The sequence below is a fragment of the Mesonia sediminis genome, from assembly GCF_042684705.1.
GTDB lineage: Bacteria > Bacteroidota > Bacteroidia > Flavobacteriales > Flavobacteriaceae > Mesonia > Mesonia sediminis.
This window is the reverse complement of sequence record NZ_JBHULZ010000023.1, coordinates 450571-470364: the sequence shown is the minus strand read 5'-3', so window position 1 is coordinate 470364 and position 19794 is coordinate 450571. Positions and strand designations below refer to the sequence as shown.

General features: G+C 33.5%; 17 protein-coding genes and 1 pseudogene. 13 read left to right on the top strand and 5 right to left on the bottom strand.

The genetic code is table 11. The features are described 5' to 3' along the window. Positions 1–4 precede the first annotated feature (4 nt). On the top strand, positions 5–2503 hold the full coding sequence (gene pglZ, locus ACFSQ0_RS05305) for a BREX-1 system phosphatase PglZ type A (RefSeq protein ID WP_379045176.1): 2499 nt from the start codon (positions 5–7) through the stop codon (positions 2501–2503). A 3-nt stretch (positions 2504–2506) separates the two neighbouring features. Further along, the gene (gene brxL / locus ACFSQ0_RS05300; protein WP_379045173.1) at positions 2507–4531 is read left to right on the top strand and encodes a BREX system Lon protease-like protein BrxL; all 2025 of its coding nucleotides are present in this window, start codon (positions 2507–2509) and stop codon (positions 4529–4531) included. A 1686-nt stretch (positions 4532–6217) separates the two neighbouring features. On the opposite strand, the gene ACFSQ0_RS05295 is transcribed toward brxL, so the two are convergent. The 4 genes from ACFSQ0_RS05295 to ACFSQ0_RS05280 are packed head-to-tail and all read right to left on the bottom strand — an operon-like array spanning position 6218 to position 7862. Beyond that, positions 6218–6403, bottom strand: a complete 186-nt coding sequence (locus tag ACFSQ0_RS05295; protein ID WP_379045171.1) for a hypothetical protein — start codon at positions 6401–6403, stop codon at positions 6218–6220. 15 nt (positions 6404–6418) lie between these two features. Continuing rightward, complete coding sequence (locus tag ACFSQ0_RS05290) at positions 6419–6661, bottom strand: hypothetical protein (RefSeq protein WP_379045168.1); 243 nt, start codon at positions 6659–6661, stop codon at positions 6419–6421. Further along, complete coding sequence (locus ACFSQ0_RS05285; protein ID WP_379045165.1) at positions 6658–7104, bottom strand: DUF5675 family protein; 447 nt, start codon at positions 7102–7104, stop codon at positions 6658–6660. The genes ACFSQ0_RS05290 and ACFSQ0_RS05285 overlap by 4 nt, the downstream gene beginning before the upstream one ends. 2 nt (positions 7105–7106) lie before the next feature. Then, positions 7107–7862 carry a hypothetical protein gene (locus ACFSQ0_RS05280; protein ID WP_379045162.1) on the bottom strand — a complete coding sequence of 252 codons (756 nt, stop codon included), beginning with the start codon at positions 7860–7862 and terminating at the stop codon, positions 7107–7109. Between the two features lie 216 nt (positions 7863–8078). Between ACFSQ0_RS05280 and ACFSQ0_RS05275 the strand changes: the two genes are divergently transcribed. The 7 genes from ACFSQ0_RS05275 (at position 8079) to ACFSQ0_RS05245 (ending at position 15073) form a co-directional block, all read left to right on the top strand. Continuing rightward, a complete protein-coding gene (locus ACFSQ0_RS05275) occupies positions 8079–8279 on the top strand; it encodes a hypothetical protein (protein WP_141420815.1) in 201 nt (66 codons plus the stop codon). Positions 8280–9522: 1243 nt separating this feature from the next. Beyond that, positions 9523–9996: a hypothetical protein gene (locus tag ACFSQ0_RS05270; RefSeq protein ID WP_379045159.1), complete on the top strand. Its 474-nt coding sequence runs from the start codon at positions 9523–9525 to the stop codon at positions 9994–9996. A gap of 218 nt (positions 9997–10214) precedes the next feature. Further along, positions 10215–11144 (top strand): hypothetical protein, encoded by a 930-nt coding sequence (locus ACFSQ0_RS05265; protein ID WP_379045156.1) that lies wholly within the window; start codon positions 10215–10217, stop codon positions 11142–11144. 154 nt (positions 11145–11298) lie between these two features. Beyond that, the gene (locus ACFSQ0_RS05260; RefSeq protein ID WP_379045153.1) at positions 11299–11865 is read left to right on the top strand and encodes a hypothetical protein; all 567 of its coding nucleotides are present in this window, start codon (positions 11299–11301) and stop codon (positions 11863–11865) included. Between the two features lie 216 nt (positions 11866–12081). Then, positions 12082–12621, top strand: coding sequence for an RDD family protein (locus ACFSQ0_RS05255; protein WP_379045150.1), 540 nt, complete (start codon positions 12082–12084; stop codon positions 12619–12621). Positions 12622–13908: 1287 nt separating this feature from the next. Continuing rightward, complete coding sequence (locus ACFSQ0_RS05250; RefSeq protein ID WP_379045147.1) at positions 13909–14367, top strand: hypothetical protein; 459 nt, start codon at positions 13909–13911, stop codon at positions 14365–14367. 349 nt (positions 14368–14716) lie between these two features. Continuing rightward, entirely contained in the window at positions 14717–15073 is a 357-nt protein-coding gene (locus ACFSQ0_RS05245) for a DUF6567 family protein (RefSeq protein ID WP_379045144.1), read from the top strand. Positions 15074–15320: 247 nt separating this feature from the next. On the opposite strand, the pseudogene ACFSQ0_RS05240 reads toward ACFSQ0_RS05245, so the two are convergent. Next, a pseudogene (locus ACFSQ0_RS05240) lies at positions 15321–15548 on the bottom strand (integrase core domain-containing protein); the annotation flags it as partial. 121 nt (positions 15549–15669) lie between these two features. On the opposite strand from ACFSQ0_RS05240, the gene ACFSQ0_RS05235 reads away from it, so the two are divergent. The 4 genes from ACFSQ0_RS05235 (at position 15670) to ACFSQ0_RS05220 (ending at position 18599) form a co-directional block, all read left to right on the top strand. Beyond that, positions 15670–16254, top strand: coding sequence for a CHAP domain-containing protein (locus tag ACFSQ0_RS05235; protein ID WP_379045141.1), 585 nt, complete (start codon positions 15670–15672; stop codon positions 16252–16254). Between the two features lie 182 nt (positions 16255–16436). Next, complete coding sequence (locus ACFSQ0_RS05230) at positions 16437–16916, top strand: hypothetical protein (protein ID WP_147862095.1); 480 nt, start codon at positions 16437–16439, stop codon at positions 16914–16916. A 175-nt stretch (positions 16917–17091) separates the two neighbouring features. Then, positions 17092–17652: a DUF1643 domain-containing protein gene (locus tag ACFSQ0_RS05225; protein WP_379045138.1), complete on the top strand. Its 561-nt coding sequence runs from the start codon at positions 17092–17094 to the stop codon at positions 17650–17652. A gap of 281 nt (positions 17653–17933) precedes the next feature. Beyond that, positions 17934–18599 (top strand): hypothetical protein, encoded by a 666-nt coding sequence (locus ACFSQ0_RS05220; RefSeq protein ID WP_379045136.1) that lies wholly within the window; start codon positions 17934–17936, stop codon positions 18597–18599. Positions 18600–19794: the final 1195 nt, after the last annotated feature.

Below are 19794 nucleotides of genomic sequence, written 5' to 3'. Positions count from 1 at the left end.
AATAATGAGCCAAAAAATAAAACAAGCGTTAATAAAACGGTTTCAAGACCATAGAGTCATTTTCTGGTACGATGAGAAAAAAGACTTCAACGAAGAATTTGATAAATTGGAGATTGCTGATGTCGAAAAAATTCACGTGAACCAAAATGAGTTTGAGATAAAACACATCTTAACCAAACAACGACCTGAAGATAAGTTTTTACTTTACTTCACAGCAAAGAAACCTAGTAACGAAGAAAACTGGTTACTAGATATCGAACTGGCAAACCATCTATTCCATACAGACCAAGAGGCAATGTTCTTACAAGAGATGGGTTTAGGCTATCATCTAAAAGAACTCGTGGCAGAGCATATTGAATTCTTTAAAGCCAAAGACCGCAGAAACAAACTCAAGGAGTTATTGGGTGCTGGTGATGAACACGAAGACATCCGTAGTAAAATGCTTGCGGTAGTATTTAATACAGACTATGTAAACCTCAGTACATTTATACACGCGCATAGTGCTGCATTCATCGATGGTAATGAAAAGTTTGATAAAGATTTAAACCGCTTTAGTTTAAAGAGTTACTACTGGGGTAAAATTAAAAATGTCTTTAACTATCTTGCTGAGGAACCGTCTATTTACGATTTCTTATTAGAAGTCTTTAATTATGGTTTTAGTTTAGGTCGCCCATCAGAACTGACTAAAGAATCACGTTTATTAATTGCGCTTTGGAAAGATACCATTCAATATCGCGAAAGCTTTGGAACTGTTTCAGATAAAATCGCAGCCGATATTGATGTAGAAACCAAATTGCAACAAGCTCAAATAGAAGACATTATTAAGGATGATTTATTTCGCTTAAGCGATAAAAAAATTATCTATGATCTAGTCAACCTCATTGCAGAAGAAGGTATTGCTTATGATAAAGTAGTTCAATATAAAAAGCAACGGGAAAACAAATATTGGTATGCTGCTTCAGAAGCGCTATATGATGCTTTAGAATACGGTGCAGAGACCCTACATCTCATTCGTAAATACCACAGAACCACCTATTCTAATTTTAGTGAAGGGATAGAAAGTTATGCTTCAGAATTATATGAAGTAGACCAAGCCTATAGAAAATTTATTTGGAGTTATAGACAATCCAAACAAAACAGAATACTTGCAATCCTAGTTGAAAAAATAGAAAAGGTTTATGCAAACGATTGGTTGCTAACATATAACAACAACTGGCAAAAGGTAATAGATGACCTAACCGTATGGCCAACCCAAGAACGCTATAGTCAGCAACGCTTTTTTGAACAGCACGTACAACCTTTTGCAAAGAAGAAACAACGTTTATTTGTTATCATTTCTGATGCCTTACGTTACGAAAATGGCGCCGAACTGAGTAGAAGGTTACAATCAGAAAATAGGTATGAGTCGTCTATTGAACATATGCTAAGTAGCTTGCCTTCATATACGCAATTAGGAATGGCTTCTTTGTTACCGCATAAAAGCATTTCACTTAAAGCGAAAACAGATACCATACTCATCGATGGTATGTCAAGTGCTGGGACCAAAGGTCGCTCTAAAATACTATCCGAAAATTCAAATGTAAGAGCCACAGCCATTAAAGCAGATGACTTTATGAGTATGAATGCGAATAAAGAAGGTAGAGCATTTGTAAAACAATACGACCTCATTTACATCTACCACAATAGAATAGACAAAACAGGCGACGATAAAGCGACGGAAGAGCGTGTTTTTGATGTCGTAGAACAAGAGTTCGATTTCTTGATGGATATGTTGAAGAAGATTGCTAATATGAACGGTAACAATATGATGATTACCGCAGACCACGGTTATATCTACCAACACAGCGATTTAGATGAAAGTGATTTTGTAACCTCTAGACACGCAGGTAACATCTGGAAAGAAAACAGGCGCTTTGTGATAGGGGAAGACCTTAAAGGTGACAACACCACAAAAGCCTTTAAAGGTTCAGAATTGAATATTGATTCGGATGTGGATGTGTTGATACCAAAGTCTGTAAATAGATTGAGAATAAGCGGTGCTGGTTCACGATTTGTTCACGGTGGCGCAACGATGCAGGAAATTGTTATTCCATTGCTTAAAGTGAGTAAAAAACGCCAAGATACCACGTCTCAAGTAGATATTGACATCATTAAATCTACAGATAGGATTACGACTAATATCCTTGCGGTTTCATTTATTCAATCAGATTTGGTGACAGAGCAGGTATTACCACGAACTATTAGAGCGGCCATCTATGCTGAGGACGAAGAACGTTTAAGTGACTTGTTTACCTATAATTTTGATATTGAAGAGGGAAGTGAAAGACAACGAGAAGTAAAACATCGTTTCCAATTGATGTCTAAAGCGAGTGGAAAATATAAAAATCAACGGGTAAAACTAGTCTTAGAGGAACCTGTAGAGGGAACCACAAAGTGGAAAGAATTTAAAAGCTTTTTCTACACACTTAACATATCATTTACGAACGACTTTGATGACATTTAAGATATGAAAGCATTAGATATAAAACTAAACGAGCACTTTGAGGGAAAAGTGGTTAGAAAAGACCTGACCAAACTAGTTAAAGGTAATGCTATTGTACCTACCTATGTTCTAGAATATTTATTAGGTCAGTATTGTGCTACCGATGACGAAGAGACCATTAATCAAGGTGTAGAAACCGTTAAGAATATTATATCAAAACATTTTGTTCATAGAGATGAAGCGAATATTATAAAATCTACGGTAAGAGAGAAAGGGTCGCATAGAATCATTGATAAAGTGTCTGTTAGACTAAACGATGTAAAAGACCAATATGAAGCCTCTTTTGCTAACTTAGGTCTCAGCCGTATTCCCATTTCTAGTGATGTGATTAAAGAACACAAAAAACTCCTTTCAAGTGGTGTCTGGTGCATTTTAACCTTAGCCTACTATTCTTCTGATGAAAAAGGTTCTGTTCCTTGGATAATTGAGAGTCTTAAACCTATTCAAATTTCAAATGTTGATATAGAGGAATACAAAAGTGCAAGACAACAATTTTCTACAGAGGAGTGGATAGATGTATTGATGCAATCCATAGGTCTTAATCCAGATGAGTTTACCAAACGCTCAAAGCTATTGCAGCTTTCACGATTAATTCCTTTTGTAGAAAATAATTATAACCTAATCGAATTAGGGCCAAAAGGTACTGGAAAATCTCACATATTTTCAGAATTATCTCCACACGGTATGTTGATATCTGGTGGGGAAGTATCTAAAGCAAAATTATTTGTAAATAACAGTACAGGTGAAATAGGCCTTGTTGGTTATTGGGATGTGGTAGCTTATGATGAATTTGCAGGAAAAACCAAAAGGTCAGATAGAGGGCTAGTCGACATCCTCAAAAACTATATGGCGAATAAGTTTTTCTCAAGAGGAACACAACAGTATGGTGCTTCTGCTTCAATGGTTTTTGTAGGGAATACAGATCATTCCGTTCCTTATATGCTCAAACATAGCGACCTTTTTGAAGCATTACCAAAAGATTACTACGATACTGCCTTTTTAGATAGAATGCACGCTTACTTGCCAGGTTGGGAAGTACTCAAACTACGTAATGAAATGTTTAGTTCGGACTATGGTTTTATTGTGGATTACCTGGCGGAGGTTTTACGAGGGTTACGTAAGGAGGATAGAACCAACGAGTATTCGCAATTCTTTGAGTTATCTAATTCTATAACTACGCGTGATAAAACGGCAATAGAAAAAACTTTTGCTGGTTTAATTAAAGTGATATTTCCACAAGGTGGTTTTGAGGAAAGTGAAGCAAAAGAATTGTTAGATTTTGCTATAGAAAACCGCAAGCGGGTAAAACAACAGCTTGAAAAAATGGATGAAACCTTCTTAGAGCAACCGGTAGATTTTAGTTACACGATTAAAAGCTCGGGTGAAATAATAAATATAGAGACCTTAGAAGTTATTCAAAACGGTACAGGAAATTTAACCAAAATCAATCAAGTTGAGACTTCAGTAAATGAAGACAGCAATATAGGTGAGATATCTCAACAAAAACCTTCAGAGCTTTCTGAAGGACAGGAAATAATTCGAGACAATCAATCGGGTATTTCTTATGACTTTTTATTTGGTCCGTATCTTATAGGTGCTACTGAGGTAAAAGTTATAGATCCTTATGTAAGGCTACCCTACCAATTAAGAAACTTTATGGAGTTCGCAAAATTGCTATCCAAAAAGAAAGAACCAGAGACTGAAGTTAAACTTCATCTTGTAACAACAAATAATGAAGACTATGTTGAGAATGCTAAGGAAGCATTTCAACAAATGCAGTATTCCCTAGAACAAATAGGTATAATTTTTACTTACGAGTTTGATGATTTCATCCACGACCGTTCAATCATTTTAGATAACAGCTGGAAGATCATCTTAGGAAGAGGACTTGATATTTGGCAAAAAACAGGAGGATGGTATGATATTAAAGAATATGTTCAAGAGCAAAGATTATGTAAAGCTTGTGAGATTACTTATTTAAAACATTAAACACAAAAATTTTTTAAAATAAGATAAATCCCCCAAGCAAATAAGTATAACTTCCATTGCATTTCAGCCATACCCATTTGCTTTCCGCGCAGTAAAAGCTATAATACTTTCATTACATTGCAGCATTACAGCCTTTACTTGTTGCCTTTGCGCTTTTTTTAATCCGTTTTCAAAAAAATACCTCTTGGTTTAAAGTTTAAAGCGTGGCAGGTAAAAGGTGTGCCTCCGTCATTCTGTTTTGTTCCATAATACATAGCTGCAAGAACTAAGAGAATAAATTAATATTTCCAAGTCCCTAATCCCTAACCCCTGGTCCCTAATCTCTAATCCCTAATAAATCTCTTGCATCTACCATTCATACGCTTTCTACGCCTTCCGTCCTCAGGCCTCAAAAGCTATTCATTTGTAGTATTACACACACGCCATTCCTACAGCACCCGCAGCTACTCTTGCACCCAAACCCATAATGATATGCTGCGCAAGTACAAAATTTGGGTGCAACCGCTGCTTATTAATGTGCGAGCCTGCGATCACAACGGGCTAATAAGTTTGTCACAGTAATTGAAACATCCATATTTGCATAAAGCTTATTTGTTTTATTCCCGATGCTCATAAAAAAACAAGCCTTATAGCAAACCGCGCAAAAGAGCTGATTTTACACTTCATTACAAGCACTACGCCCTGCACTTTATTACAATACACCTATGTGATTGCCAGACCTCTTTCCATTACGCCTATGCTACCGCATAACCTTCATTTCATTTCATTGTGGCAATTCCAAATTTTTACTATAAAACGTGCAAGCTCCGATGCTTTTCATTCCGTTGCAAAACAGCCCTTTCCTTCCCCAACCGATTCAATTACTGCGCCAAACCAGTGTAAACATAGCACTAGCGGTATTACATACCTCTAGCTAGTACACCCGTTGCTCAACTCGCAGTCGGCTCGCGCCTTTAGATTACCTGCCGAATGATAATAAGGTCTTATAAGAATTGATGATTATTAATCCAGTTAAATTATATAACAATCTCAAACATAAAGCAAAGGTACAGGCGTGCGGATGCGAGAGCCACAAGGGTACGCTTTCGCCTGTTGAGCAAAATCTCCACCCTTACGGGTAGTATTTTTACTCACAGCCCTTGCACCAATCGCACCGTTCCTGTGTAAACGGCAATATGTTTACTATTTTATATACCGCTCACATCTGCAACTGGTGGTTGCACGTGGGCACACGCTCAAAAGGCAATCCTTTTGGCATAAATGTAAATTATAAAGGCTATAAAGAGCTTTCAATACGCATTTTTTGGCTAGAGGTTTGCCTTTCAGAGCTCCCATTTTAGGGGGCTCTTTTTTTTTAATCTTTTTAGGAAAGAAAATTTGCCGAAAATTTTATCAAGTATTGGTTTTATTCCGGTTAAACCGATTTTTTTCTACGGATCTAATTCCAATTCCGTTTAAGTTCACAAACTCTTGTTGAATTACGGATTGGACCTTATGACGGTCGCCAATTTAGATGCGGCTTGAAGTATTTCATAATACTGATTTAAATCTTTTGAGAGCTTTAAAAGAAACCGACTTGCTTTTACATTTTAGGTAAAAAAAAACCCTCCGAAAGGGAGGGCCAATCTTTAATTAGGATCCTTACAACTATGAAACTAAGGAACGCGAAGCACCACCAACGCCAATTCACTTTTTGTCCTTATCCTTTTTAAAGCACCTACTAAGAAATTTTAAAATCACCGAACTCATAAAACTGACACTTGCGCCCGTAATGGCCAAAACGCTAGTGGTAATCAAATCATCAAGCTTTACACTACCTAATAAACTTAATAATGATCCGCCAATAAAACCAATTTTCTCGTGTGTCGTCATAATCCTTTCGCGTTTTTAATCCTCGTTCTCTTGGGGTTTTGGCTCATCTTCGACTTCTTTGCCAGTCACCACCTGACTCACCGCTGAAATCGCTGCACCTGCAGCTAATCCATAGCCTGCAATCGTCACGACTAAGGCAGGTAAGGAAACTGGCGCGGTTAATAGAGCTCCGGCAACGGCCGTAATGCCTAAGCCAATGTTTCTTAGCTTTCTAAAAAACTTAGGTGTTTTTGATTTATATCGATCTTTTACTGTCATTGTTCTGTGTTTTTTTTTTGTTTTAAAATAATTTCTTCGAAATGTGAACTCTTAAATTCGATGATCACATTTTTCTCTTCTAAAAAGTAGGGGCGTAGTCGCTCTAAAATTTTTTCCAAGGCTTTCCTTGATGAATAGCCTTTCGCTACCTCAACCAAACTACTAACCGGAGCGATGCAGCCTTCCAATTCTTTTAGTGCATCATTCGCGGGATGAAATAGTATCAAATCCCTATTGGAAACGCCTTCAACTAATAAATGCCATTCAAATTTTTTTGAATACCGCAACTTTAACGCATAAATGCCATCGGGAATCGCTGAAATATTCCGTTGATTTTCCCTCCAGGGAAGTTCAATCGTAAAACTTAAGAACTCATCAAATAAATAGAGGGCACCAATCGTACCCTGCGGAAAATGCCCTCTATATAAACCAAGTCGAATCAAAACTAACTATTATCCACTGCGATGATGTTTAAAGCGTTAAATGCACCGTTCTTAAGCGGATACATAGTCCCGTTGACTTCCTGATAAAACTCAACTCCAACCACCTGAATCAAAGGCAAAGTGGACGCAGCCGTCACCGTTGCCGACATACTGATCGCTGAGGTTGTCGAACTATCCCAGGGAAGAATACTTGACTCATCAGAATCAAAGACTGAGTTTTCATTCACAAAATCTAATTCGGCAACACCAGTCACTACCTTAAAATGCGTTGTTCCGCCAGGCGCCTCAACCATTGTCATCGGTTCAAATGGCTGAATGTCAATAGTTCCTTCCCCTGTCACACGATCTAAGTTGTGCGTGATATCCGCATAAAGCGTTCTTCCAAACTTCGCTTTCGTGTTGAAATCAAAATTCTGTAAAAGGCTCATATCACCATCTTGGATAGTCCTTTGCCCACGATCATTGACCGCATCCGTCTTGATGACTTTCATCAAGTTTCGCTGCAAGTTGTTAGACAAACGCTTGTCTGTCACATTCTGAAGCAACAACCGGATTGCATCTCTCAAAACCTTGCCAGCTTTACCCGCTCTTCCAAATTCAGAACCATTCTCACGCGTTCTTTGAAACGCAGGATCATTCTTGATTCTGTTACCATCTACGCCACCTTTTTCTCTCGCAAGGTGTCCATCTGAGGTCTTATAGAATGAAATACCACCTATAGTTCCCTTTAATTTAATAATACCTGTCTGCTTAGCCATAATGTTTAATTTTTAATCAAATCAAACACATAAAAGGCTCTTAAACAATTGGTTACTTCGCTTTTGACGTTTTTGGCAGCTTAGGCGCAATTGGCAAGCTCGATTTTATAATTTAAGTGCAAAACGCTTTATATTAGCTATATAATGTAGGAATAGGGTAGAGGTGAAGCATAGATAAAGCACACACAAAGCAAAAAAGTACCAAAAAGCCATAAAATGAAAATTAAACGACGCATACAAGTTCACCCAACAGACATCCAGAACATCACTGGATTCAGTTTGCGTCATTCCCAACGCATCTTAAAAAGACTCAAGGAGATGAAAGGCAAGTCTAAAAACCAAATCATCACCACCCAAGAATTAGCAGATTATCTAGGAATTGATCTTGAAATTGTCCAAGATTTTATTGATTATTAATTGACAAATTAATTATAAATACTTATATTTAATCTACGTTCATTAATATTCGGATTAATCAAAAATATCAAATTAGATATATATAATGATAAAAAGAAAGTGACCTTTTAGGTTACCACTTTACTTTCAAAACACTGAAATACTGATTATTACAGGGATTAGAGGTGCTAGTCTTCGGGCTGCCACCCCGACTTTAAGAACCTTAAACACTTAAATAGTAAGGGTTTAAGGTTTTTTTTATTGCAATAAATGTATCAGAAATGTATCGCTAGAGGCTAGAAAAGGGTCTTTTATTTCTTTAATTGATACATTAATCATTTTAAGCTCAATTTTTTCACACTTCAAAGTAATCCAAGGCTATCTTTTTAATTTTAATTGTACTCTGATTTTGCAGGTAGGCTTCCCCTTTTTGTAGACTACTCCAAAATTCTGGCATTTATTAAATAGAAGATTCTAATTTTAAACATTAAATGTTACTACAAATATTTGTCCTTTACCGTTAGTTAGGTAAACGCGTAAATTTTTATAAATTTCTATGCCAGAGGAAACCCAATATTTATACAAGCTATTGTCGCTTTGGTTCAATAACCACCAAAGTTAGAAAGAATTGAAATTACAGCCTTTGAAGAAGCCGATAGCACAGCAGATGACATTGCAAACAACGCGATTAGCATCAAAAAAACTTATGCCGTAATGATAAACTGGCCAGAATATGTCTTTATCCAAGACACAGCAAGTACAATCAATGAAATTTATGAGCATTTAGTCCTCTTACTCAGCGGGAAATTCATTTACCAAAAAAATACTTGATTTCAGCTTCGTAAAATCACCTTTCCCAGGAGTAGGGTAGCCATTAGCATATTTAAAACAAGACCTCGAAAATGATATCACCTGCTTCTTAAATAAACATAAAACCTAGTGGTATTTAATAAAAATCCTTATAAATAGTGACATTTTTCGAAAAAGTTATATATTTTTGGAAATACAAACAAATTGCTCTTACTGGTACCCGATTTTAACGTGTTTTCCTTGACTTGAAATTTAAGTCAATCTTGACAGGCTATTGCTGAACCTGCTAGATTTTCACTCCAATAACCTTATTGCACTTTATTCAGTATAAATTGTATTAGGAGTATATGTTAATTAGGTGTTACCAGTTGGCAATAATTAGAAAAAAAAATGGGGAAATTAGCCGAACAGGAACCATAAAACAATAGTAGGCACAAACTAAATTTTAATAATTATGAAAAATTTAAAGTTATCATTGCATTTTTTAATTGCACTTTTCGTTAGTGCGATTATTTTTACAGGTTGTTCAGTAGACAATCAACAAATTGACGAAAAAGCAGCAATTGAAGGAGAATCATTAAATGAAGGTTTAATCTCCTCTCAAAACTACACCGAATCAACAATCAGAACAGCTGAAATTGATGGTTATATTATTAGAGAAGTTTTTGTTGGAGATGAAGAAATAGCTAGTAGATATTCATTTGAAAATACTCAAACAGATGGAGCGGGTACTACTGTAGATGTAGACAGAGTAAACTTTACATTAACTGTAACAAATACAGAAACATCAGAAAGAGTAGTTTATAATGAAATCAGTCAATATCATGAGTATGAACCAACAGACCAGTTTGATATTATCAGAATTATTAGAAATCCTACCATTCCAGATCCAGTAACAGGCAATCCTCAACCAATCGCGCTAGGTTGACGCTATTCTTATGGAGCTTGTGTAAATGGTGAAAGAGGTGTATATAGAGCATATTATTTTCTAGGTTTCAAACTTACAGACGATGAGTCAGTTATGAAAGAAAATGGCTATGGACAAGAAACAGTTGGGTGTAATGAAGAATATCAACCTTAAATAATAATGAACTGAAAGCTGTACTGTTGAATTCAACAGTACGGCTTATTCTTAAATAGGATAAAATGAGGAAAACAATTTTTTATATTTTATTATTTTTTTCTTTAAACATTTTTGGCCAAAAATTTATTGCTTTAGATACTGATACGTATGATTTAATAGATTCTGTTACTTTTATACTTTATAATGACGATAAAATTGTTTACACCAATGTAACAAAAAATAATAGTGCTACTGTTATTCCTAGTAATATTAAGTATAACAAAATAGAGTTTATTAAAACAGGCTATAAAACAAGTATAATAAAAATGGAAAACCTGAACGAACCTGTTTTTTTAACTAAAGAATACATAAGATTAGATGATGTTGTAGTCTCTTCAAAAAAAAACGAATATATTATATTAGGAGAATCAAATAGAATTAGACATTCAAGAAGTAGATTATTGATGCCAGAACTAACCTTTGGTACTATTTTTCATAATTACAAAAATAACTTAAACATTAATCATACTATTTTTTATGTAGATAAAGTAAAATATAAAACAGCCTATAAGATTCACTTTTTTGAAGTAGAAGAAAGTTTACCATTTGGTAACTTACAAACACTACAGTTTAATCAAAACATTTACTCTACCGATACCCTCTATTTAAACTCAAAACAGAAAAACAGAATTGAGATTGAACACAAAGAGGATATTTTATTCAAAGAAAACACGAAATTATTTGTATATATAGAAGCTTTATATTACTTAGATGAAAACGATAAAAAAATTCTTCCAAAAAATAAAGATCGTACTAAATTGAAATTTCAATTATCCAATGAAAATAATTATTATTCCAAAACTTTTAATACAACAACCTCTGAACAGTCAGCTAATTTAACAAATAGTAATTTAAGGATTAAATATGATTTTGCAAATTACTTGTTTAAAACTCCTCACAAAAGAATACTTTTGACCCCTGCAATATTGTTAAATACAACAGAAATAAAATAAAACCTATTGCCAACAACTAAACCTTCTTGTGGCCTGTGCACCTGCTCCCGTGCGTGACCTAAACCTTGCTGATTTTATCCAACAAATAATTGTATTTAAAGTGCATAATTGAGTTGAAAAACCGGATGTGCTTAATTTGATTAAATCAAAGTCTATGAACAAAATATTAAAAAAAGTAATCTATTTAATTTTCAGCATTTTATTCATCTCCTGCGGAACTAATAAAGATTTTACTAATACTAATGTAAACACCCAACCAAATACCAAATACAAGAAAAGCAGAACAGCTTACTCAGGAACCTTAAATAAACATGAATACAAAGAACTGATTAAAAGATTGGAAGTAGAATTAAAAACTACAATTCCAAATGACAAGTCAATTCTAATAAATTATAACCAAAAAGCACCAAATTGTATATATGTTGGTTACAGTGTTAAAAACAACAAACAAGTAGCTAATAATCGAATTAGAATCTCTTCAAGAATGAGTTCTAATTTTAATGCAGTTGATTTCTTTGTTTATGCTAAAGATTCATATAACAAAGAGATTTATGAGCAAATGCCTGAATTTATAATGGATTCAGGCTTCTTCTATGAAAATGTTTTTACGGAACATCAAAATTGTGCTGGATTTTTAATCATTAAACCAAACGGTGAATTTTATAAACAATACGGTGAAGATTATTACTCTGAAGTAAAAGCTTACTTTGAGAAAAAATAAAAAAACTTAACATAATAATTAAGCCTTCGCGCGGCCCCCGCTGCTGCACAATTGCATCGTGTTCACCTTACTTAATAAACCAAGTCAGCCTCGACAGGCGATTGGCGAACCTAATAGCTTTTCGCCACAATCACCTTGTTATTCTTTATCCAGTAAAAATTGTATTAAAAGTGTATATTTGAGATGATGTAACGAGTTAGGCAAAATTTGAATTTGTTGAAAATATCTGAACTAACAGAATTTCGAAAAGTAAACAGACCAACTAAAAAAATAATAGATGGAAAACGAGTCTACGAAAAAATTGAATTTGAATTAAAGTACGATCCAAATATAAAAAATGATAGTTATAGGTTATTTGCGAAAATTTTAGACATTTTAATCGGAATTTTTTTGCTGTATTTATTAATAAAAAATGATGTTATAAAATTAACTCCAACTGTTTATTTCCTACCATTTTTTTTAATTTTTTTGAATTCAGTTATGGAATCAATTTTTGGTTCTTCCATCGGAAAATTCATTCTTTGGATTGAAGTTGTTAATGACAAATGCGAACATTTGACTCTTTTAAAATCTGTAGAGAGAAATTTTTATTCCTTTTTATTATTTTTTTCATTTCCTATTTTAAGAGGTGCTCTCGCAGATACACTTGATTATTACGATAAAAAGATGGAAAAAAAACACATTTATATTATATCAAAACGAAAAAAGAGAAGAATTAAAGCAATGTTGAATAAAAAAAATACACCCAATAACTAAACCTTCGCATAGCCGGTACAGCCTGTCCTGACTTCTTTTTTTCGGGAGTCTAACATGAACGCAATGTTAACAAATCCACCTGTTTGTCGCTTGGTACTATGGGGATTATTCTTTTAGTGTGCTGCTCTTTTAGGGAAGGTTAAACCCACTTCTTGTCTTATCGCTAGGTTTAGAATATCTTAAGTGTTTAAATATTCACCTCCTTGAATATTGAATCCTTAATGACTACCACTTTATGCGGTTATTCTTGATTTTGGGAAGCCTACAACATAAATATCCATTATTTAGACTTTGCCATTCTTATTCTTCCTAAGTTCATTATATACCAAAGTTCATTGTCACTGAACACTTAAAAAAAATGAACAAAAAACTATGTACCGCAATAAGGATTTTATTTATGAAGCTGTAGCAAATCTAGAGAAGCTTATTAAATTAGCAATTGATATTGAAACAGCCAAAAATAAATCCGGCCCCAATTTTTATGATCAGATTGCACTTAGGCTAATATTTCTACACCTGTCATTGCAAATATTTGTCCTTTACCGTTAGTTAGGTAAACGCGCAAATTTTTATAAATTTCTATGCCAGAGGAAACCCAATATTTATACAAGCTATTGTCGCTTTGGTTCAATAACCACCAAAGTTAGAAAGAATTGAAATTACAGCCTTTGAAGAAGCCGATAGCACAGCAGATGACAATAAAAACGACTCCACTAGCATCAAAACAAATAATTTAATAATCCAGTTCGGGGGGCATACTTATTTTATAAATGAATTCTGTGAAGAATCAAGGCGTTATGCCGTAATGATATACTGCCCAGAATATGTCTTTATCCATACTCAGTAAGCTTTATCAATGAAATTTATGAGCACTTAGTTCGTTTTTTAGGAGAGCAATTCATTTACCAGAAAATACTTGATTTCAGCTTTGTGAAATCACCATTTCCAGGAGGAGGGAGGCATTAGCATATTTAAAACAAGACCTTGAAAACGATACCACCTGCTTCTTAAATAAACATAAAACCTAATGCTATTTAATAAAATCTCTGTAAATAATAACATATTTCTAAAAAGTTATATATTTTTGGGAATACAAACAAAATGCTCTTTCTGGTACCCGATTTTAACGTGTTCTCCTTGACTTGAAATTTAAGTCAACCTTGACAGGCTATTGGTGAACCTGCTAAATTTTCACTTCAATAACTTTTTGCACTTATCCAGTATAAAGTGTATTAAGAGTGTATGTTGATTAGATGTTATCAGTTGGCAATAATTAGAAAAACAAAAATGAAAAAAATTTTACTATTATTTTTTATTGGGCTCTTAGCAACATCGTGTTACACATCTTACAAGGTTGTCCCAAAAACTTATGATTATACTAATAGCATCAATTTTACAATTGATAAAATTGAGGAAGGGAATAGCGTTGCGCACGGAAACGGATCCTATAATACAAGTCGTGGAAATAAATTTGTGTTTGTTTACTTGACACTAAAAAACGAACTGGATGAAAAACAAGAATTGGATTTCGACCATTTTGTTCTATTAAATCCGAGAACAAAAACCAAGCATATAGCTGAATGGTCAATGGCTGTTGGACCCATAAATGTGTGGGGTAAAATAGATTCTTATATCCGAAAAGGAGATGAAAAAAAAAGAAAACTAGTCTTTATTTACCCAGAAGAGGATAAAGCGGAAATATTAATGGTCAAAGACAAAATCATCGAAATCGAATACGCTAAATAACTAGGGGGAACAACTAAGCCTTCGTGTGGCCGGTACAGCGGGTCCTGTTGGCTTCCCTGAAAACTCTGCAGAACTCCATCCAGTAAAAAATTGTATTAAAAGGGTATAGTTGAGTTGATATAAACAGCTATGGGTAAGTTAAGAAAAAGATTTAAGAATTTAAAATGCTATGGACAAATTCTTAAATAAAATTTAAAAAGCAATCCTGTAAATAATTTAAAGATTTAAGCATTATATACGTTTAATGAATGATTTAATTTAACTTTAAGTGGAGTTCAGAAACCACTATAATAAACGAGGTGAAGCCGAAAAACCTAAAGAGTAGGATATTAATGTCAAAAATATAATTATGAAAAAAATTATCTTAAAATCAATGTTTATTTTGTCAACTGCACTTTTATTTTCAAGTTGTGCAGCAGGTTTATCTGGAATGATGTCAGATTCTGCTTCTTTGAGCTCAAATAATTTTATTTACGCCAAAAAGAATGTTCAGGGAATGTCTCAAGCAACCTATGTTCTAGGTATTGGAGGAATGAAAAGAGAAGCAATTGTAAATGAAGCTAAAACAAAAATGTTAGAGAATAATTCTCTACAAAACAACCAAGCTATTGCAAATTTGAGTGTTGATTTTAAATATTCAAGTTTTTTAGGTATTGTAAATACAGTGAAATGTTATGTTAGCGCCGATATAGTTGAATTCAAATAAAACTACATCATAAAGAAAGTGAGTTTTTTAAGATATTAAATTGTCTTATAAAACTCACTTTTTAAATTTAAATTTAATAGATATGATAAATAAAATATTGCAATTTATTTCTCGGATTTAAAGTTAACAATATTAGTTCCTAGTTGTTCTAGCACAACATTAATTAGCTCAATTCCAAGTGACTCTAAATTTTATGTCAATGAAGAATGTAAGCTTCCCCTAATTAGAACTGCTTAGTTTTTCAAAATTACATATTTATTTGTTTTTTAATTCCTCTTCGGCTAGCCCAAGAGGAATTAAGTTTTGCGAATTTTACAGGCGAAACTTTACCTAAGCTATCGTGTGGTCTTTTATGGATGTAATCCTCCATCCAAATTTTAGTTTGCTCTCGAACCTGATCTAGGTTTTCAAAAGTATACTTGTTTAGAACCCCTCTTCTATATGAGCTGTTGAAGCGCTCTACAAAAGCGTTTTGGATCCTGTTGACTTCCCTGAAAACTCTGCAGAACTCCATCCAGTAAAAAATTGATTAAAAGTGTATATTTGAGTGGAAATAACGAGTTGTAAATAATACCTAAAAAAACACTTCGAACGAATTGAAAAAACGACTTTTACTTATAATTGGAATTCTTATTTTACTTACTATTGGGTTCTTCTTATCTAAAAAAATAAATCTGAATCCGAATTATGAAGTCGGACAAAAAATTGATAGTCTTAATGGTGTTGCCGTTTATTATAATGGACGAGTTGGAAATGTGGACGGAAGAGCATTAGCAAAAGATGGGTATAATCTTGGACTGAAATACCAATGTGTAGAATTCGTTAAACGATATTATTATGAAGAGTTAAACCATAAAATGCCTGATTCTTATGGACACGCAAAAGACTTTTTCAACCCACAAATTAAGGACGGAAAAATAAACATACAACGAAAATTAAGGCAGTTTAATAATCCAAGTGAATCCAAACCCAAAGTAAATGATTTACTGGTTTACGCTGCAACAAGGCTAAATAAATACGGACACGTTTCAATTGTTTCTAAGGTAACAGAAAATAAAGTTGAGATTATTCAGCAAAATCCAGGACCTTTTGGAAGTTCAAGAGAAAAATATGAATTGATAAATAAAAACGGAAAATGGAAAATAAAAAACGACCGAATTTTAGGTTGGTTAAGAAAATAGCCCCGTTGCTGGTCTATTGCATCGCGTTGCTTGGCCTATTAACCAAGTCTGCCTCGATAGGTTAATGCTGAACCTACTAGATTTTCGCCACAATAACCTTGTTATTCTTTATCCAGTAAAAAATTGTATTAAAAGTGTATATTTGAGATGATATAACGAGTTGTACACAAGCTGAAAAAAAAATGAATCCTTTTGACCTTAATGATATTTTTAAAAAGAACGTAGGTGAATTTATACTTACATTTTCCGAAATTGAATTTGGTCTAGGTGTTATGGTTTCGTATTTAGAAAATGGAACTCAAGAAAACCCACTAAAACCTGATATAATTGGGCTTAACTTGGATGATAAACGTAAACGAATTAGAAACGGATTAAAGGATAATTCGGAATTATCAAAACTATGGAATAAAATTGACGGGAAAATTTCTGACTGTAATGAATTTCGGAGATTAATTGCTCACGGAATTGTATCTAACCATTTACCAAATCCAAGTTTACAAGGTTTAGTTAAGGCAAAACCGAGAAATGGTGTTAAAGGATTTATATTTAAGGATATTACCAATGAAGAAGTAGAAAAAAAACTTAAAAAACTAATTGATATAAATTCTGGTAAAATCGGTCTTGGAGTTTTAAATTCTGAAATTAAAGAATGGAAAAAATAAAAGCCAGTGTACAACAATGTATAACCGCAATTACGGCGGATTCGACTACGTCCGAATCCACTCGGAATTGCTAACGTCTGTGTCAAAACGAAAGTAAACGCTAATTAACCCGTAACTGACGGTTATACGAAGCCGTTGTACTGCATTTACGCAAACCAAAAAACCAATGAACTAAATGAAATACTATTGCCTTCCCGAAAACGATAACGAAAAAAGATTTGCACTCGGAAAAAAGGGAAAACGAAATTTATTGTGCATCGGACTGAACCCAAACACAGCGAACGAATTAAATCTTGACGGAACAACGAGGAACGTTGAGCGGATTGCAAATGATAATGGATATGATGGATGGCTAATGGCAAACCTCTATCCTACTCGAAATCCAAAAGGCTATAAATTGGACAACCAAGCAGATGAAAATCTGTTTTGGAAAAACATCCAAGCAATTGATACGCTTGTATCATCAAAAGAATTGAATATACAGGACGTTCTTCTTGGTTGGGGCGATGATATCAAAGCGAAACCATATTTTGCAGCAAGTATTTATGCTATTTACGACAAGCTCGACAAACACGGACTGAATTACTTTGCGTTTAGAATAAACAAATCTGGTAATCCAAGTCCTCCATCACCAATGACTATCAACACGAAATATAAAGCGGACGAAAAAATTGAACTGGCAATTTTCGATTTCAAGTCTTATGCCAAACAATTTAAACCTCTAAATTTCCAATAGCGATGAAAAAAAAAACGCTGCTGCGCGATTGCATTGCGTTGCGTGCCTCATAATCCAAGTTAGCCTCGATAGGTTATTGGTGAACCTGCTGGTTTTTCGCCATAATCACCTAGTTAATTTTTATCCAGTAAAAGATCGTATTAAAAGTGTATATTTGAGTTAATGTAACGAGTTGTAAAACATTTACCTAACCAAGAGGCTATTTCATAAATCGAAAAAACTGATTACTAAATTGATTTTTTTTAAAGCACAAAACGAATAAATTTGAATAAATAGCTATTATGCAATTGAAGGCAATTTTAATTTTGACAATTCTTTTAATCAGTAAAAACCTTTACTCTCAAGAAAATAATAGAGAAAAAATCTTCTTTACATCTGATAGTCTATCTTTTATCCATTTATTTTCAAATCAAAAATTTGGTTTTATTTCATACAAAGGAGATTCACCATTATCATATTATAACGATAAAAATCAAATAAAAGGACATATAGATGAACCATATTTTATAATCAATGAATTTGGTTCAGGAGAATATTCGATTCAAAACAAAAAAATTCAATTGAATTTCATTAAGCCGAAACACCCAATTGACAGCATTTCAATAAAAGAATCTGAAAACTTAACTGATTCCATAAAAATCAAAATATCTTTCAAATCCTATGTGAATTCTAAAAACAATGACGGAATTGGAATTGGAAGTACTATAAAATCAAAGGATAGTTTAATCAACATAAATACGATGTTTGAAAGCTTCACGACATTTGGAGTTAAAAAAAATGAACTTCCTTTAAAATTAACAATTAATGAAAAATATGATTTAGAAATAGTAAGTGACAAGAATCATAATATTACTCTTTTTGTAAATGATTTTAAAAAATTCACGACTGACAATATTGAAAACAAAGTATTTGAATTAAATACTTTAACTGAACAAACGAATGAATAAAAAACGTTTTACATCAATGTATAACCGCAATTACGGCGGATTCGACTACGCCCGAATCCACTCGGAATTGCTAAAGTAAGTGTAAACCGAAAAATTTGCTTACTTTAACCCGCAATTGGGGATTTGCCAGACTATTACCATACAAATTACACCAATGTAAATTTCTTGAAAGATGAGATTCTAGGTGGGTATTTATACCTTTAGTAAATGGAGTTTTAGGAGTAGTTTTTTCGTGAATTGATAAAGTCACCCTTAACAATGTCGGTCGATTTGCATCATGATATCTTTTCTTTAATTATACTTCTCACCCGATTTCACAGCGTTTTCATAATTATACTTCAACTATTCTCGTGTTTCCAGTAACGCATAACCTAGTAAAATCAATTACTCAAACCAAAGATTTTCTGATAAATAGGTTGGGTGTATGATAAAACCCTAACCAAGAAGTAATAACTTTTGTTCTAATGTTTTACCGTTTAAAACTATAGGGGTCTAAATCTCAAATTGAAAGTTCCTGCTTATCTACCCATCAAAACAGCAATATAATGCTCTTATTTTTAATGATGGCCAAAAAAGACTCGTGTAGAAATTTATTTTTTTTGTGCTCTCAATAGTTTAATGATGTTTTACTGGTGTTGTTGAGTTTCCGTTTGACTGTTTATTTATGATAAATACTATAATTTAGTGAAATAAATTGCAATCAATTAATAGAAGTATTTTCGTTTAAACCCTGATATAGCCACATCTTTGGGTTTTTGGCTATGATGACAACTTGGTAACGCTAACAGAACAACCTGTTTTTAAGTGTTTTTAAGATTTCTTTAACAGGCTTTTTGTAAAAATCTCTGTTAATAAGTATTTTCAATAAATTTTTTAATCACTATAAATAACTCTAATTTTAAGGTGTTAAATAATTTTTGTTTAAACAAATATGTTAAAGCAACGCCTATGATATAGTATTAAAAATGTACCCCGAGGTTTTTTCTGGTTTTTTTTACAGCATCCAGAACCAGGCTACCAGGTAGCTGACCTCTAATAAAACCTATTGAAAATGCTGTACAATAATTTAAATTGTTTCTTTTATGGTTTCTTTAAAACCCGTGGGCAAAAAAAACCCACAAGATGTGACTGCACCACCGCAGTTTTATGCGCAAGCGGTAAAAACAGGTTTAACCGACCTAAATCGTTTGGCTTG